We start from the raw sequence: 15,982 nt of genomic DNA, 5'->3' as shown, positions 1-15,982 counted from the left end.
AAATGTAGCGGCGGCATGTGATGGAACGCACTTCGCCTATTGGGCAATGACGCGGACGAGGATTAAACCAATCAAGCCCACATCAGGTGTGTCGAGATACATTTGTCATTTCAATGATCTCCATTGAATTTTTGAAATTGTAGAACAAACTTCGTCGCTCCAAATCAGCGTCGTGGATGAGGCGAGCGAAAGCCGGCGAATGCCGGTCCGCTTCGGCCTCGATCCACGGGAAGGTCCTCGCGACCGTAAGCATGTTTGGAGACAAGCGATGAAGGCGTCGAAGAAGCTATCCCTCATGACCGTCGTGGCCGCGCTCAGCGTCGCGCCGCTCACCGCCGCGTTCGCCGATGTGCGTGTCGGCCCAGGGTCGCGACCCCTGCCGCAGACGACCTGGGACGGCCTCGCGACCGGCTCGGTCTTCCCGGGTGAGATCTTGACCCCCACTGTCGGCGGCTGCCGCCGGAGCTCTGCCCAGGAAGGCAACGCCAACCAGCAGAACTTCCCGGTGCAGCAGTACGGCCAGGTGTCGGGCGGCTACCGCTGCTAAAGCGGGTGGGCTGCCCCGACCCGACATCCGTCCAACCCACCGGCAATCGCCGGCATAAAGGCGATCCGCCATGCCACCCCTGATGGCGGATCGCGCATGTGGTCCTCGCGCTGACGAGCCGAGCGGGCCTCCTTGGCCGGTCGCGGACTCCCGCGCCACACGCACCTCTACGGTTTTCCCGTGTCTCCGAGGCGATAGCCCGAGCTGTGTCGGAGCCGTGGCCCACCTCGCACGCCCTCGTTTCGGTCTTGAAGGTCCGCCCCCAATGGATGCGACGAAACACACGCCGCTAACGCTCGCGGAAGCCTGCGGACTCATCACCCGTTTCCTCAAGCCCGAGGCCGGCTTCGTCCGGACGGCGGCCATCTACGGGATTGCTGTGGCGCTCCTGGGCCTCGCCGTGCCGGTGTCGGTACAACTCCTCATCAACTCGGTGGCCAACACGGCGCTGCCCGCGCCCCTGTTCGTCCTGTCCGGGCTGCTGCTCGGCCTGCTGCTCACCGCCGTCCTGCTCAGCGCCGCGCGGATCTACATCCTTGCGCTGTTCGAGCGGCGCGTGTTCGCGAGGACTGTGGCGGACATCAGCCTGCGCGCCCTCCACGCTAGGAATCCGCATTTCGACGACGCCCGCCGCGGTGACCTGTTCAACCGCTTCTTCGACCTCATGACGGTCCAGAAGGCGGTCCCGCATCTCCTGGTCGGCGGCTTCGCGATCCTCCTGCAGTCCGGGATCGGTCTGGTCCTGACGAGTTTCTATCACCCGTTCTTCCTCGCCTTTAACCTGGTGGTGGCCGCCGTGCTCATCGGCATCGCGCTCCTCTGGGCGGGGCCGGCAGTCCGGTCCGGCGCGGCGCTGAGCCATGCCAAGCACGAGACCGCGCGCTGGCTTGAGAGCCTGGGCAGCTCGAACGGCTTCTACCGGCACGGTTCACGGCTCACGACTGCGCTGGCCCGGTCGGAAGGGGTGACCTCCGCCTACGTGCGGGCGCACCATCGCCATTTCCGCCATACCTTCGCGCAGACCATCGGCTTCCTCTTAGTCTACGCGGTCGCGAGCGCCGGTCTCCTGGCGATGGGCGGTTGGCTGATCCTGCGAGGGCAGCTGTCGCTCGGGCAACTCGTGGCGGCGGAGCTCGTCCTGTCGAGCGCCTTCTACGGGATCTCGCAGCTCGGCTCCCACGCGAGGACCTTCTACGACCTCGTCGCTGCGCTCCACGAACTGTCGCTGTTCGAGGAGATCGAGCAGGCGGACGACGACGGGTGGAACGGCCCGGGTCCCGCCAACGGCAACCTGCGCCTGCGCGACGTCGAGCTTGACGGCCGCCGCTTCGATTTCTCGGTCGAGAGCGGCGAGATCCTCGCCGTGGCCGCCGACGAAGGGGTCGAGCGGGCACTTGCGGATCTCACCAAGCGGAGGGTCCGGCCCGTGTGCGGGTGGGTGATGGTCGGGGGTGCCGACATCGCGGCTTACGGTCCGGAGGGCCTGCGGTCCGAGATCCTCGTCATGGATCGCCCGACGCTCGCGGAGACGACCATCCGCGAGTACCTGTCGGGCGGCGACACCTCGTGCCCCGCGCGAATGCATGAGTGCCTGGAGCGTGTCGGGCTGACTGAGCGCATACGGACCCTGCCCTCCGGTCTCGACACCCCCCTGTCCGCGTCCGGGTCGCCGCTCTCGACGGGCGAGGCCGTCGCCCTGAAGCTGGCCGCCCTGCTCCTCCATCCCCCGAAGCTCGTCGTCCTGTCGGCGCTCGTCGACCTGCTGCCGCCTGATCGCGTGGCGGCCACGCTCGCTGGGTTCCGGGAGGCGGGCACGACGGTGCTGCATGTCACCCGCCGCCCCCCGATGCCGGCCCATGATGGTCAGATCCGTCTGGGTGCCCACGGCTACGGGCGCGCCGCCGGACGTGAGGAACTGCTCGACAAGGCGATGCCGAGGAAGAGGACCCATGCTGTCGCGGCCTGAACACCTCCATCGCTTCCCGACCCTGACCGCGATCCGGCCTCCGCGCGCGATGGTCGCCCTCGGCTGGATCATCGGGATCGGGACCGTCCTCGCGGTCCTGGTTCTTCTGTACGTGCCCTGGGTGCAGACCTCGGCGGGGACCGGGCGCGTCATCGCGCCGAACCCCGCCGACCGGGTCCAGACGGTCACGGCGCTGGTCCAGGGCCGGGTGGAGCAGTGGTACGTGGAGGACGGCCAGCGGGTCCGCGCCGGGGACCCTATCGCGCGTCTCGTCGACAACGACCCGTTCCTGCTCAAGCGGCTCGCCGCCGAGCGGGAGCAGATGGAGGCCGAGATCGCGGCGGCCGATCAAGCCGTGAAGGTGGCGGAAAGTCAGGTCAGCCAGACGCGCGAGGCCGCCGAGAAGGGCTACGTGACCCGGCGCAACTTCGAGGCCGCGCAGATCCGCGTGGCGGAGCAACGGGCGAAGCTGGCCGAGGCCAAGGCCAAGCTCAGCCGGCTCGAAGTGACCGTGAACCGCCAGTCGGCGCAACTCGTGCGCGCGCCGAGGGACGGTCGCATCCTGCACATCAACGCCGCGGCGGCCGGCACGCTGGTCAATGCGGGGGATACGCTCGCCACCCTCGCACCGCATGCGCCGGAGCGCGTCGTCGAGCTGATGATCGACGGGCGGGACGTCGCCCTGATCCGGCCCGGCCAGACGGTGCGCCTCGCCTTCGAGGGCTGGCCCGCGATCCAGTTCAGCGGCTGGCCCTCGGTGGCCCACGGCATGTTCGACGGGCGGGTGCGAACTGTCGACCCCTCCGCCCAGCCGACCGGCTTGTTCCGCGTGCTGGTCGAGCAGGACCCCGACCAAGCCAGATGGCCGGACGTCGACTTCATCCCGCTCGGTGCCAAGGCGCGTGGCTGGATACGAATGGAGACGGTGTCAGTGGGCTACGAACTCTGGCGCATCCTCAACAACTTCCCGTTGGAGTTTCCGCGGACTTCTCGAAACCCGGCCTGAATGACCGAAATTGATGTGTCGAGCAGAGGGAAAATGCCTTTTTACATTGCGTGTCCGCTTTTTGAGTTCGGCGTCCGAAGGCAGTCGGTCGCAAACCCACCCGCCCCGGTCATTCAAAGTCGTCGGCCAGCGCGACGGGATCTGGCCGTAAGCAGCTGGTCCGGTTTCAGGCAGGTTCGCTTGAAAAGCGGACAGCCTCCTAACGACCCGAGCCAGCCATTTCGATAGCCAACAGCGCTCCCCGAAAGCAGTTGATCCTCGGCCGTTTGGCAACTTATTTCGCGGCTGTGGATCGGCTTTGAAACATGAGCCCGTCCGAGGATTGGCTTAACTCATTAAATCGACGGCTGGAATTTCCCGAAGGATGGTGTCACGATCGGACCCGATTGTGTTCGCATCGGGAATAGAAATTTTTTATTGTCTTTATGCAGGTTTTGTCAGCATTTGTGATGAGTGGATGGTTCGACGCCGATCCATAGCGCCCTTCAGATCGGTATCTGGAGCCTCCAGCAAATTGACTCGTCTCGCCAGTTGCGGAGAAGTCGGCTGACGTCGCTCCAGATAATCGGTAGCAGCTGCGACACCGTCCAAGACTTGTTGACCCGTCCCCCCCATCACTGCATGATGGAACGGGTACTGCAAAGATAGCACGTCGGCCATCTCCGCATGATATCCCCCGCCGCTTCGAGGATGTCCAACCGGCGTCGAATCACCTCAAGGTTCGACTGACAGACGCCGTCTTGTCGCTGCAGCGCTAAGCCACTAATTGGCGAAACATCCTTTCATCGCCGCGAGTTGCTCAACCTCATTTGCTTTATTAACCTCATCAGGATCATTATAATTTGTCCTAGCCCGGATCGCGTTGATGGTTTTGTTCATGAGGGCGCAATCAGCAGCATTAGCTCGCGTCTTTCTTGCCGGCTTTCGCGCTTCAGCTTGGCGTTCGGCTTCCGCATCCGCTTGATCGGCAGCCTTGATAGCTTCCCGCTGCCGATCTGGATCCGAGGCACTGGCGTAGAACTCCGCAGCACCCCGAAAATGCTGGGCCGCCTCTCTGAGGGACTTTATGCTGTGACTTTTGGCGGCCTTCCGTCCCAATCGCATGTATACGTCGCCATCTTTGATACTCTGATCAAGCGAAGGCGAATTTGCGTTTGTCTCGGTGTGAGCCCGACGATTTGACTGCGCGGGTATCGGGGGAGCTACGGCATCTTCGCGACCGGCGTTCGTGCGTGTTCTTCCGGACAGGATGCGGTCTACGACAGAGGACTGCGCTTCGGCGGAGGTTTCACCCACACGATCCATAGTCGCGCCAACACCCGGCAAGACCATCTTATTGGAGGATATAAGCGTGTAGTTCCAACTGCCTGAAGAATTCACATAATTCATCACATTACCTTGGCAGCTCCACGTACCCTGTTGACAGCCGATGTTGCCGCTGCAGGTGGCTGCTCCATCGGCTGTCAGCGTGGCAATATTACTCGTTCCGCCTCCGCTATGACGCCAGACGCCGACGAATCGCTTCACACAATTTGAATCAGGTGCAGCTTCTGCGATCGCTCCAAGGTTCATAAACAAAGCTGCAGCTAAGATCGGTAGACGGTACATGGCTTTGCTCGAACTTTCGTATACCATTCTATCGCAATATTTATATCGGATTTTACTCAAAGACAATAGCTCTCATGCACCATCTATATATAAATAAATTTTTGATTTGGTAAAATAGTGCGCTCTTTGCTGCCTGTATTAAATAAGTCTTGCTAAAATGTTATCATTTTTTCGACCAATTCAATACTAACGAGATTGATTCAAGGAAACTTGTATCGCCTTCTTCGTCCGAGGGCGCGCCACATGTCGGACGGCTGCAAGAAACGCAGCACGGGCAGCAGCGTCGTTGGCGGCGACTTCAAGGAGTGCGTTCTCCATAGCAGCGCACAGCCCATCTTCCGATGCATGATCCAGAACCTGGACGAGTGTGATGACCGCTGGCGCCCCGAAGCCTGCGAGGACGATGCCTAGGCGCCACCAAACCGGACTGAACGATGACCGAACGAGCACGTCGACGAGCGTGGCCATGTGCCTCTCGTCTGGCTGGCCCATGCGGATGAGATCGTCGACGAGTTGTAAGCGGAGGCGATCGTTGTCTGCCTTCGACAAAGCGATCACGACTTCATCTATGGCGGCCTGCGCCGGTTCGCCGATCAGCCCTAGCGCATAGAAGATCACGCTTCGCGTCTCCGCATGCTGAACCTGATCCAGCGCGCTTAGAAGCGGCTCGACCGCTGGCTTCCCGATCGTGCCCAGCATACTGCCGATCTGGCGTTTGACTGTCGTGTCCCATGATTTGATGAGAACAGCGACAAGCTCCTGGACCTCGTGTTCGGGCGGCCGCAGGCCTTCATCGAGCGCCTTCTGCATCCCGATGAGACCATCCCCATCCCAGGAACTGTTCCGCGCATGCCGGAGCGCCATGATCCTTGCGGTGAAGAGCAAATCTGCGGGCGCTCCAATCTTCCCCAGGGCTTGTGCGAGCGCGTCGAGCAGCTCGCGGTCAGTCGAGCCCGCCGCCGCCTGGGCGAGAACACCGACGGCTGCGGCTGCCTCCTTGCCGAAATCGCCGAGCACCTTCGCAATCAGGATTCTGACGGCGGGAGCGCCGGCTTCGAATTCCTCGAGGAAGAAGCCCAGCGCCTCTGTTCCGAGTGTCGCGGCGGCAGCGGTGATTTGCCGGAGCACATACACGTCGTCCGTGGCCCGGTAGACCTCACGAAGGGCAGAAAGATCGGCCGGCGACCGCAGGCCGATCTCGGTCACGGCTCTCGCGATGTCCCTACGAGCATCATCGTCACCAGCCTGTCGCAGTCTGTCCAGAAGCAGGTCCAACGCCATGCCGGCATCCGGACCGACCCGACCGAGCGCACGGGCGAGCACCGACCTCTGCCCGTCTTCGTCGGCGCTCGCGAGAGCCGCGTAAAGCGGCAGGACGGCGGGCAGGCCCATCCCGCCGATGGCGATGGCGATGTCGTAGGCGATCTTGGTTGCCTGGGCCGCCAGCATGCCGGCGATCAGCACATCGAGCACCGGCGGGCCGGCGGGTTCCAGGTTGTCGACGAACAGTTCGAGTTGCCGGTCCGATCGCCGACCGCACCGGGCGATGACGAGCGGTATCATTGGCGCGAAGACGGGCGCCGCGGCCGGCCCGATGCCGGCAAGGGCGTACGCCATGGCCCCAGCGACTTCCGCGTCATCGGTCGCAGTTAGCGCGCGCATGAGATCGGGGGCCGCCGCCGCGGCGTCCGGCCCGATCCTATTTAGCGCGTAGCCGATCCACCTCAGGACGTCGCGATCCTGAGTCGACGTCAGAGCCGTGACCAGAGCCCCCAGATCGGCCGCGCCCGCATGCCAGAGCAAGCCGGCGAGCCGCCGGCTGGCAACCGTTCCTTTGGAATCGCACAACAACTCCCCAAGCCCTTCTATCGGCCCCGGTGCGGTATCCGGGTCGGAGCCGCCCTCCTCGGCGGCGAACCGATCCAGCAGGGCCGTCGCGTCGCGGAAATACTCGTCCGGAACGCGCCCTGTGTTCGGCGCCGACATGCGCACGATCACCCTGCCGCGCACGACCCTGAACAGGAGGAACTCTTCGGGAATAAAATCGTCCCAGCCGGTGCCCTCGGCGCGGCCCGATGGGCAGAAGAGATCGCCGGAGATCCAAGAGGCCGGCACCGGCGTATCGACCTCATGGACGTCGAGCAGGCCGATCAGCCGTCGGGGTCGCCTGCTCCTGACGCTCGGGCCGAAGCCGTCTTCCGCCTCTCCGCCGAACCCTTGTAAGGCGAGCTGGTCTCCTGCGATCGACCATGTGGCGGTGTAGCCCCTGTAGTTTGCAGTGCTGGTCGTTCGGCTGAACTCACAGTAGTCCCAGCGCGGATGCCCGGGCGGCAAGAGTGGATATCCGGGGTATACGAAATAGGATCCGGTATCCAGTTCGAGCCTGTCGGGCACCTGTCGCGTCATTTTTTCCTCTCGCATGGCCCATCGTTCGCCGAGGTGATTTCGTCGCAAGCAGATATGACTGTTAGTTATTTGCCATCGATGGACGAAAATTAGGCCGCGAAAGATGATGCAATCCGATCCTCCGGATGTGAACGGCCCGACCATGGCGCATCGCCTGTTCGACTCGCGGGCCGTTCTAGTCATTCTCCACAAAGATATCTGATTCTATGGCTGTGCCGGGCCCATACGTTTTCGGAGGTCATGATCTCGACGTGCGGGCGATCAGTAGACGCAGGTTCGAGACGCGCTCCCGCGCTTGACCTCGACCGCCCGGATCGACGGAACATCGTAGGCGGGGGCGGCCACCGTCGCGCCGCCGCCGGGCGCGAGCTCGCCGGCCTGCGTCCACGCGGTACGCGCGGTGTTGGCCGCGTCCACGAACTGGACGGCGATCGCCAGCGCCGAGCACGCGTTGGTGATGCGGTACTCCCGGCCCCGCTCGCCGAAGCCCCCGCCGCCGGTCGGCACCACTGAAGCGCAGCGGCAGGCCTCGGGCCCGAGCGGGGCGTCGTCCGGGCGATCCTCCGGCCCGCGGCCCTCCAGGTAAGCCTCGACCCAGCCGCGGCAGCGCAGGAAGCTCTGCTGGACAGGGGGGTTGTGGCCCTGCGCCGCCATGAGCGCGTCGAAGGGCACGCGTCCACCGGCGAGAAACGCCCGGAACCGCGCCTGCGCGCCCGCATCGACAAACACCCAGTCGACGTTGCCCCGGTTCTCGCGGGCGCAGGCGGCCTTCATGTCGGGCCCGCTCTGCCCGGAGGCGCCGCAGCCCCTAGCCTCCGCCTGCGCCCGACACGCGCGGGCGGAGGCTAGGCCGGACTCCGCCACGCAGGCCGCGACGGCCCGGGTGATCGTGTCGGCACAGTCGAGGGCGCGGGCCGGGCCGGCCTGCCCGAGGAGGATCGCCGCGGTCCAGGCGAGGCCCCGGATCGGCCCGGGCGAGCGCCGCGCGGGCCGAGGGCTTAGATCTCGTCGCATCCCGACGGCATCCGTGCGCATCCGCCCGCGATCATGGCGTTGCAGTAGACCTGCAGGCACTCGCGGAAGGACCCAGCCTGACCGCTCGATCCGCCGCCGATGTCCTTCCAGTTCCTGTGGCACTGCTCGGCGTTCTGGTAGGCCGTGGGACACAGGGGTGATTCGGCCATCCGGAAGCGGCCGTCCCGACTCGCCCCATCCTGGGCCGCGAGCGGCGTGCTGCACAATCCCACGATCAACGCGATGAGCGCCCGCTTCATATTGATCTCCCACACCGCCGGTCGGTCGCGACCCTGGGTAGACCGCTGTCTCGCCCGTCGTCCGGTCCGGTGACCGCCCGCTGAAGCGAAGATGCCTGCGCTCGCGCGGGCGTTCGCCACCCGAATGGGTGGATGGCCTCGAGAAAGGCAGTGCAGCGTCGCCACCTCTTCGATAGACTTCTGTCTCGGAAAGCGTCGGTCCCCGATCGCCGCGCCGCAGGGGGACAGCGGCGATCGGGCTTGGCGAGAGACGGGGCCGGCCCGACCCGCGCGGATCGTCCAGGAGATGACACGAACAGGATGGCCGCCACGGATAGACACGCTGCGATCGAGGACCTCGGTGCGCTGGTCGATCTGGCCGCGTTCGACCTCGAACGGTGGCAGGAAGTCGTGGACGCGCTCGCGCGCGACCTGCCGGGCACACGCGTCGCGCTGCAGGTCGTGGATCCCGCCCTGGGCCGCGCCGCCCCCGCGGTCGCCGCGGGGTGGGACGCCCGTGACCTAGACGCGTACGCGAAGCACTACGGCGCCATCAACCCGTGGGTCCCGGCGCTGCTGCGGGCCCGACCGATGACGACGTTGTTCTCGGATCGGGTGCTTGCCCCGTCCGAGTTTCGCCGGAGCGCGTTCTATCAGGATTGGCTCCGGCACGTCGGAGACGCCGACGCCTCGACGGGCGTCAAGCTGCTGGACGGCGGCGGCCGGTTCGGTGCGCTCACGCTGAGCTACGACGCCCGCCGCGCCGACCGGGTCAACCCGGACGCCACGCGAGTGCTCGTCGCGCTCGCGCCGCGCATCGAGCGCGCGCTACGCGCCGGTCGCATCCACGCCATAACCCGGTGGCGGGCCGGAACCATCCCTCTACTGGGGGCCGTATCGGAGCCGATCCTAGTCGCCGCGCGCGACGGCAGGCTCCTGGAGGTCAACGCCGCCGCGTCGGAACTGGTCTCGGCGGGCGTCCTCCGCGCGGGCGCGTCCGACCGAATCCGACTGGCCGACCCGCGGCTGGACCGGATCTTCCACGCGGGGCTCCGCGCAGCTTGCGCGGGCAACCCCATAAGCGAGCCGGCGGGCGGCCTCAGGATCGAAACCCCTCTCGGGCGCTTCGCGCTGACGATCCTCGGCCTGCGCCCCGAAGTGTCGCGGACGCTCGGCTTGACCTCGTGGCTCACCGCGGGCGAGGCCGCACTCGTGGTGATGCAGCCCTGCTGCGGCCCGCCGGAGGTGGCGCGGCACCTCGTGCAGCGCTACGGCCTGTCGCCGGCGGAACTGCGCGTGGCGCTGGCCATGGACGGCGCACGCCCGCTGCCCGCCGTCGCGGCGGATCTCGGGATCGGCTACGAGACGGCGCGCTTCCATCTCAAGCGGATCTTCGCCAAGCTCGGGATCTCGCGGCAGGCCGAATTGGTGGTCTTGCTCACCAAGCTCCGGGGGGCGGACGGCGAGGCGGGATGGCTGTGAGAACTAGCGTCCGGACCCATAACGGTGGCGCGGACGGCTTGGGTGTGATTCACGGCTCCTGTGGGAGGGGCCGATGGATCATTTCTGGCTGACGGACGAGCAGTTTGCGAGGATCGCACCGCTTCTGCCAAACGACAAACGGGGCAAGGAGCGCGTGGACGACCGGCGCGTGATCAGCGGCATCGTCCACGTGCTCAAATCTGGAGGGCGCTGGACGGACGCGCCGCGCGAGATCTACGGGTCGAAGAAGACCCTCTACAATCGCTTCGTGCGCTGGGCGGCCAAGGGGATCTGGGTCGAGCTGTTCGAGACGCTGGCCCGAGCTGGCGGGCCGCCCTCTCAGGTGCTGATCGACTCCACCGCCGTGAAGGCCCATCGCTGCGCCGCGGGGGGCAAGGGGGGAGCAGAGCCAAGCCATCGGTCGCTCGCGGGGCGGGCGCACGACCAAGATCCACGCCCTCACCGACCGCTTCTGCCGTCCGCTCGCGTTCCTGCTGACCGGGGGACAGGCCGCCGACTGCAAGGCTGGCGCGCTGCTGCTCGAACGCTTGCCCGCCTGCCGCATCGTGCTGGCGGACAAGGGCTACGACAGCGACGCCATTCGGCGGCAGATCGAGGCGGCCGGGGCCGCACCCAACATCCCGCCCAAGATCAACCGCCGCTGGAAGCCGTGCTTCTCCCCCGCACTCTATCGAGGGCGTAACGCCATCGAACGCATGTTCGGCCGCCTCAAGGACTTCCGCCGCATCGCCACCCGCTACGACCGTCTGGCGATCAACTATCTCGCCGCCGTCTGCCTCACCGCCACTGTCAGCTATTGGTTATGAGTCCGGACGCTAATCGCCGGAGCGGCTGATCCCGCGCGACGTGAGGCCGTCCCGCGGCCGGTCTCGGGGGAGGCCCCTCCGTTCCCGATCGAGGCGGGCCCCGAAGCCCTCGCCGCCGCGCGCCCTCGGCGCCGGGCGCTCTACCGGCCGCCGCTTATGCCGCTCCGGTTGGACGGGGCATTGCCAGTCGGGGCGCCGGCTGCGTAGGGATGGCACGAGAAGGCGGTGCCGTAACCATTAGAGGCCGCGTAGGAGCCCGGCGGACAGCTGCGTGTGCCACCCGAGGCCCCCCCGCCGGAGAAACCGCCGCCGTGTCCGGCAGCGTAGCCCTGCAGGGCAGCCGATCCGATTGAGAGAAGGCCGCCGAGGAAGCTCGACACGTCGCCGGACCCGCCGGACCCGCGACGATCGACCCGTCCCTCCTCCTCTAACACCCAGTCCGACAGGCGATTGCCGAGCGCAAACCTGTAACAATCGCTCACACCGGCCTGCGCGCAGTTCCTCTCGGCGTCGGCGGTGGCCTCGTTCTGCGAAGCCCGCCCCCACACGGAGAAACATTGTCCCCGATCTCCGACGATCCCGCCGGCGATAGCCTTGTAGTTGTCCTTCGACCGGTAGCCCTGCAGGTTCCAGATGTCGACGCAGGAGTCGTAGATCCCCTGCGAGGGGGACCGCCAACCGGTCGAGCTCGTCGCGAGGACGCGGTTGGCATTGAAGCCGTTCAGGCGGGCGTTCTCGTCGCGGCGGTACTCCGCGTCGCGGTCCGCGAGGGCGCGCCGCGCCTGTTGCGCCACCCATTCGCGGACCCCACGGTCCCAGGCGACCACGTGGCAATCCCGTACGCCCCCGGCGTGGCAGCTCGCCTTGACGGCGTCGAGCGCAGCTGCCTGATTGGCGTAACCGCTCCCCCACCAGCAACGGTATCCCGAGGCCGCCTTGCCGCCGAACATTGCGACCGAGCCCGAGGCCGCCTTGGCACTCAGGTCGGCTCGGTCCCAGTTGGCCTGGCACGCGTCGTATATGTGTTCCTGCTCATTGCGCGCCGGTGTGGAGGCCTCCCACATCATGATCCCAGCCAGCGTTTCGGCCGCGACGCCCGGATCGCCGGCCCGCATATCAGGATTGCTGGCGTAGGTGTCGCCGACCCGACGGTCGTTGAAGCTCGATTGCTCGATGCGGACGACGACCCCGCTCCTCCGAGCGTAATTCAAGAATTTCGTCCAATATCGCGTCTTGCTCGGTTCATCATCGGTGGCGATCTGGACGACGACCGTGCATCTGGCGCATTCGCCCGTACGTTCGCCGTAGACGATGAATCTTTTTCCGCTGAGCGTCTTGTGCGGCCCGGCAAGGTAGAACGCGTTCTCGGCGATGTGCTCCTCATCGACCCGCGTGATCGCCTGCTCCTTGATGAGCCTCATCCACGACGGCGCGTCCCAGCCGACCGCCAAGCTGATCGTGAAGCTGGACGTCACCTTCTCGGCGGTGCCGTAGGTGTACGAGGCGGCCTTCTCACGCGTGGCCGGCGTGACCGCACGGAACGTGTTCGGGATCCGCATCCGGAAGGTCGTGTCGTATCCGTCCTTGGACAGGACGCGCACCGACTGCTCGCCCATTGTCTTCAGGAATGCCGCGTCCTCGCCCTGAACGACCGACATGGACGCTGCGGGCATCGCCGCGCTCGGGATCAGGATGGCCGCGAAGACCGTGAGCCGACTGCTAGACAGGGTGTACCTCCCCCCGGAACATACGTCGCCACTATCCCCGCGCGATGGATGGGCCGATCTCGCCCGAGCGCCGTGCCATCTCGACGACGGGCGCCTTCCGTTGACTGCGGTTGCGGCCGACGATGCTCCGTCGATCCATCCACAACCCTCGCGATGCTTCACCCCGCACCGTAACCCCCGGACGCATCTTCGCACTTGAGAAGAGCGACGTGTATAATGTCGATGAATTCGCTGGTCCCCACCCGATCGGGGGGCACATTGACCCTGTTTGTGGCGACCAGCCTCGTCGCTCCGCCGACCTCGGAAGCCTCGATCATTCCGATCAAGTCGCCGAGTTGGGTGCCGACTATCTGCGAAGTCCTGCCCAGCGGTGGCATCGCCGATTACACCATCTAGGATGAGCCACGTTCGGCCCGCGGTTTCTTTGCCGCGGGAGCGCCAATCCGTATTCAGACGGACGCGCAATGCCCTGTGTATGGGCGTCCAGTCCGTGCCGGCTGTTGTCCTCATGCTCATGGACGCACTGTTGGCTCCTTGTGCGCCGACGCCGAACTGGGATCGGGGGCTGAGCGACCTCTGACCGGCATCACATCAGATCATCAGGACCGAAGCATCGTCCGTCAGTGCGTGGGCGACGCGCTGCACCTGCCGAGCTCGCCCTACACGCTGAAGCAAGCAGGGCGGATCATTCGGTACTGAGATGGTGGGCCGACAAATCCCGCGGGTCCCCTCATACGAATGCGCTGGCGTCGAATAGTTGCATCTGCTTCTGGGATGGCTTCACGCGGATTGGATGACCGGCGTGGGCGCTTTGCTGCCAGTCCGGTTCCGAAGCCCCTCGACCTAAAAGCCGAGGGGCCAAACGCTCAAATCTCAGTTCCCTCTGCCGAGGTCAGGGCATCCTCGACGTCGACACCGAGGTATCTGACCGTGCTCTCGATCTTGGTATGGCCGAGCAGGATCTGGACGGCACGTAGGTTGCCGGTTCGCTTGTAGATCAACGATGCCTTCGTGCGGCGGAGGGAATGGGTGCCATAATCCTCGCTGCGCAGCCCGATGCCTGTGACACACTCATCGACCAAGCGCGCATACTGCCGGGTGCTGATGTGCGTGACCCCGTCGAGCCTGCTGGGGAAAGCGTAGTCGTCGAGCGTACCACTCCTGGCCTCCAGTCATGCGAGGATGCTGGTACGTGCGGGTTCGAGCAATTCGAACTGCACCGGTCGGCCGGTCTTGCGCTGGATAACGATGGCCCGGCTACGAACGCGGCCGCCACTGACGAGATCGCCGATCTTTAGCTTGACGATGTCGCAGCCGCGCAGCTTGCTGTCGATGGCAAGGTCGAACATTGCCCGGTCGCGTGTGCGCCGTTCGCGGTCGAGCCAGAACCGGATGGCCCAGACCTGCTGAGGTTTGAGGGCCCGTTTGGCGCCAAGCTTGCGTCCAGCATTCCAGGCCGGCCGTCCTTTGACGGCCGGATCGTGTGCAGAATGTCCCATCGTCTATCTCCTCGCCGGCCTATGCCGACGAGGCGAGGAGACACCCGAACTGATGCTCCGTTGATCAGGCCGTATGCGGACGTTCCGCTGGCGACCCAACTCAGCCATTCACGAAGAGACACGCGGCTCTCGAAAGCGGACATGGGTCCGTCATGTGCATCCTCGGCATCATGTTGGCTACCAGCGGACTGGCATTCCTTGATCTCGCGCACGCGGTAGGGATGCAGCGCCAGCGCTTAGATCTCACCGCTGTTGAGAACGCGGTGCGGCAGCACCCCATAGTAGTCAGACGGAATGCACTGGCTAACCGACGCGACCATGGCCGAACGCGGCACGGGCACGACGAATAACCCGGCTGCGCCATCCCGTTTCTCGGGCGCGAAGTCCCCAAGAAGTGCACGCCGATGTCGTCGAGGTGTTCGGCCATCATGCCCCGCCGGCGATCTCATCCTGCGGATTAAGACCGCCGACGCCCATTTGAACTCGCCTGGTCTGTTGGCAACCGCAATATCGCGAATGGGTTGTCATGCGTAACGTCGACCCGCCCTAAGTCATTTGGGACACCGGGTTTTCAGCGACGGCCAGGGTTGGGGGTTTTGCGGTGTCGGTAGCAAACGATGGTTCGGGCGGGGTGGACTTGCGGCTCCTCCAAGCCGCGGTCGAGGCGACCGGCGAGGCCATCCTCATCACCACGGCCGACCTCGACGAGCCCGGGCCGATCATCGTCTACGCCAACCCAGCATTCACCCGGCTCACTGGCTACGATGCACGAGAGGTGGTCGGTCGCAGCCCGCGCTTCCTTCAAGGCGAGGGCACCGACCGGGCGGCGTTGGACAGGACCCGCGCATCGCTGATGGCCGGCGAGCCGTTCCAGGGCGAGGCGCTGAACTACCGCAAGGACGGGTCGACCTACATGGTCGAGTGGCTGATCACCCCGGTCAGGGACGGGGGCGGACGCATCACCAACTGGGTCTCCGCCCAGCGCGACGTCACCGAGCGGCGCGCGTTCGAGGACCGGCAGGCGCTGATGGTGCGCGAGCTCCATCACCGGGTGAAGAACACCCTGGCCACGGTCCAGGCTGTCCTGAACGCCACGATGCGCTCGTCGGTCACCATGGCCGAGTTCTCGCGGGCCTTCGGCGGCCGCATCGTGTCGCTGGCCCGCACCCATGCGCTAATCACCGAGGACGAGGCCCAGGTCGCATCGTTCGAGGGCCTGCTGCGGGCCGAACTAGACGCCTACAACGAGGGCGGCCGGATCAGGCTTGAAGGGCCACGTCTCAAGCTGCCCTCGGACCTCGCGGTGCCGGTCAGCATGGCCCTGCACGAGTTGACCACCAACGCCCTGCGCCACGGCGCGCTGGGGCATCCGGACGGGCGCGTCGTCGTATCGTGGTCGGTCGCGGACGGTCCGGACGGCCCGTGGATGGCCTGGACCTGGAACGAGCATGACGGGCCTCCGCCGGCGCTTCCCACGCGGGAGGGGTTCGGGACGCGCCTCCTGAGCAAGATCTTGACGGCGCAGGTTGCGGCCGAGGTCGAGATCGCATTCGACGACGACGGTTTGCGGATAGATGTCCGGCTCCCGCTTGGGCGGCGCCAAGCGCAGTGATTTTGCCAGACCCGACGGGGATGGGTCGTCCACGGCTCCTCACGGTCGA

Annotated in this window: 12 protein-coding genes and 1 pseudogene; 7 read left to right on the top strand and 6 right to left on the bottom strand. The window is 65.6% G+C overall.

Annotated features, from left to right (window positions below; all coding sequences use genetic code 11):
* The first annotated feature begins 268 nt into the window (after positions 1 to 268).
* The 3 genes from J4O73_RS21270 (at position 269) to J4O73_RS21260 (ending at position 3,519) form a co-directional block, all read left to right on the top strand.
* Positions 269 to 547, top strand: a complete 279-nt coding sequence (locus J4O73_RS21270; RefSeq protein ID WP_426220643.1) for a hypothetical protein — start codon at positions 269 to 271, stop codon at positions 545 to 547.
* Between the two features lie 265 nt (positions 548 to 812).
* Positions 813 to 2,513 (top strand): ABC transporter ATP-binding protein, encoded by a 1,701-nt coding sequence (locus J4O73_RS21265; RefSeq protein WP_426220641.1) that lies wholly within the window; start codon positions 813 to 815, stop codon positions 2,511 to 2,513.
* Entirely contained in the window at positions 2,497 to 3,519 is a 1,023-nt protein-coding gene (locus tag J4O73_RS21260; RefSeq protein WP_426220639.1) for an efflux RND transporter periplasmic adaptor subunit, read from the top strand. The genes J4O73_RS21265 and J4O73_RS21260 overlap by 17 nt, the downstream gene beginning before the upstream one ends.
* A gap of 762 nt (positions 3,520 to 4,281) precedes the next feature.
* Here J4O73_RS21260 and J4O73_RS21255 read toward each other — a convergent pair.
* The 4 genes from J4O73_RS21255 to J4O73_RS21240 form a co-directional block, all read right to left on the bottom strand.
* On the bottom strand, positions 4,282 to 5,127 hold the full coding sequence (locus J4O73_RS21255) for a hypothetical protein (protein WP_426220637.1): 846 nt from the start codon (positions 5,125 to 5,127) through the stop codon (positions 4,282 to 4,284).
* Positions 5,128 to 5,313: 186 nt separating this feature from the next.
* Positions 5,314 to 7,533: a HEAT repeat domain-containing protein gene (locus J4O73_RS21250; RefSeq protein WP_426220635.1), complete on the bottom strand. Its 2,220-nt coding sequence runs from the start codon at positions 7,531 to 7,533 to the stop codon at positions 5,314 to 5,316.
* Between the two features lie 261 nt (positions 7,534 to 7,794).
* Positions 7,795 to 8,547 (bottom strand): hypothetical protein, encoded by a 753-nt coding sequence (locus tag J4O73_RS21245; protein WP_426220633.1) that lies wholly within the window; start codon positions 8,545 to 8,547, stop codon positions 7,795 to 7,797.
* Positions 8,532 to 8,807 (bottom strand): hypothetical protein, encoded by a 276-nt coding sequence (locus J4O73_RS21240; RefSeq protein ID WP_426220631.1) that lies wholly within the window; start codon positions 8,805 to 8,807, stop codon positions 8,532 to 8,534. Before J4O73_RS21240 ends, J4O73_RS21245 begins: the two co-directional genes overlap by 16 nt.
* A 300-nt stretch (positions 8,808 to 9,107) precedes the next feature.
* Between J4O73_RS21240 and J4O73_RS21235 the strand changes: the two genes are divergently transcribed.
* Together J4O73_RS21235 and J4O73_RS21230 are read left to right on the top strand one after the other, a co-directional pair.
* Positions 9,108 to 10,268 (top strand): helix-turn-helix transcriptional regulator, encoded by a 1,161-nt coding sequence (locus J4O73_RS21235; protein WP_426220629.1) that lies wholly within the window; start codon positions 9,108 to 9,110, stop codon positions 10,266 to 10,268.
* A gap of 73 nt (positions 10,269 to 10,341) precedes the next feature.
* A protein-coding gene (locus J4O73_RS21230) for an IS5 family transposase (protein ID WP_426220628.1) occupies positions 10,342 to 11,095 on the top strand; the annotation gives its coding sequence in 2 pieces (ribosomal slippage) (positions 10,342 to 10,673 and positions 10,672 to 11,095; 756 coding nt in all).
* 140 nt (positions 11,096 to 11,235) lie between these two features.
* On the opposite strand, the gene J4O73_RS21225 is transcribed toward J4O73_RS21230, so the two are convergent.
* On the bottom strand, positions 11,236 to 12,753 hold the full coding sequence (locus J4O73_RS21225) for a hypothetical protein (RefSeq protein ID WP_426220626.1): 1,518 nt from the start codon (positions 12,751 to 12,753) through the stop codon (positions 11,236 to 11,238).
* Positions 12,754 to 13,080: 327 nt separating this feature from the next.
* Between J4O73_RS21225 and J4O73_RS21220 the strand changes: the two genes are divergently transcribed.
* Complete coding sequence (locus J4O73_RS21220) at positions 13,081 to 13,218, top strand: hypothetical protein (RefSeq protein WP_426220624.1); 138 nt, start codon at positions 13,081 to 13,083, stop codon at positions 13,216 to 13,218.
* A 470-nt stretch (positions 13,219 to 13,688) separates the two neighbouring features.
* Here J4O73_RS21220 and J4O73_RS21215 read toward each other — a convergent pair.
* A pseudogene (locus J4O73_RS21215) lies at positions 13,689 to 14,321 on the bottom strand (tyrosine-type recombinase/integrase).
* A 631-nt stretch (positions 14,322 to 14,952) separates the two neighbouring features.
* Between J4O73_RS21215 and J4O73_RS21210 the strand changes: the two are divergent.
* On the top strand, positions 14,953 to 15,933 hold the full coding sequence (locus J4O73_RS21210; RefSeq protein ID WP_426220622.1) for an HWE histidine kinase domain-containing protein: 981 nt from the start codon (positions 14,953 to 14,955) through the stop codon (positions 15,931 to 15,933).
* Positions 15,934 to 15,982: the final 49 nt, after the last annotated feature.

The sequence above is a fragment of the Methylobacterium sp. NFXW15 genome (assembly GCF_049887755.1).
Lineage (GTDB): Bacteria > Pseudomonadota > Alphaproteobacteria > Rhizobiales > Beijerinckiaceae > Methylobacterium.
The sequence above is the reverse complement of the archived record's forward strand: the minus strand, read 5'-3'. Positions and strand labels throughout refer to the sequence as shown.

What these genes read in the sequence shown, in the direction of transcription:
- J4O73_RS21270 (WP_426220643.1), top strand. Translation starts at nt 269, where the DNA reads ATGAAGGCGTCGAAGAAGCTATCCCTCATGACCGTCGTGGCCGCGCTC.
- J4O73_RS21265 (WP_426220641.1), top strand. Translation starts at nt 813, where the DNA reads ATGGATGCGACGAAACACACGCCGCTAACGCTCGCGGAAGCCTGCGGA.
- J4O73_RS21260 (WP_426220639.1), top strand. Translation starts at nt 2,497, where the DNA reads ATGCTGTCGCGGCCTGAACACCTCCATCGCTTCCCGACCCTGACCGCG.
- J4O73_RS21255 (WP_426220637.1), bottom strand. Translation starts at nt 5,127, where the DNA reads ATGTACCGTCTACCGATCTTAGCTGCAGCTTTGTTTATGAACCTTGGA.
- J4O73_RS21250 (WP_426220635.1), bottom strand. Translation starts at nt 7,533, where the DNA reads ATGACGCGACAGGTGCCCGACAGGCTCGAACTGGATACCGGATCCTAT.
- J4O73_RS21245 (WP_426220633.1), bottom strand. Translation starts at nt 8,547, where the DNA reads ATGCGACGAGATCTAAGCCCTCGGCCCGCGCGGCGCTCGCCCGGGCCG.
- J4O73_RS21240 (WP_426220631.1), bottom strand. Translation starts at nt 8,807, where the DNA reads ATGAAGCGGGCGCTCATCGCGTTGATCGTGGGATTGTGCAGCACGCCG.
- J4O73_RS21235 (WP_426220629.1), top strand. Translation starts at nt 9,108, where the DNA reads ATGGCCGCCACGGATAGACACGCTGCGATCGAGGACCTCGGTGCGCTG.
- J4O73_RS21225 (WP_426220626.1), bottom strand. Translation starts at nt 12,753, where the DNA reads ATGTCGGTCGTTCAGGGCGAGGACGCGGCATTCCTGAAGACAATGGGC.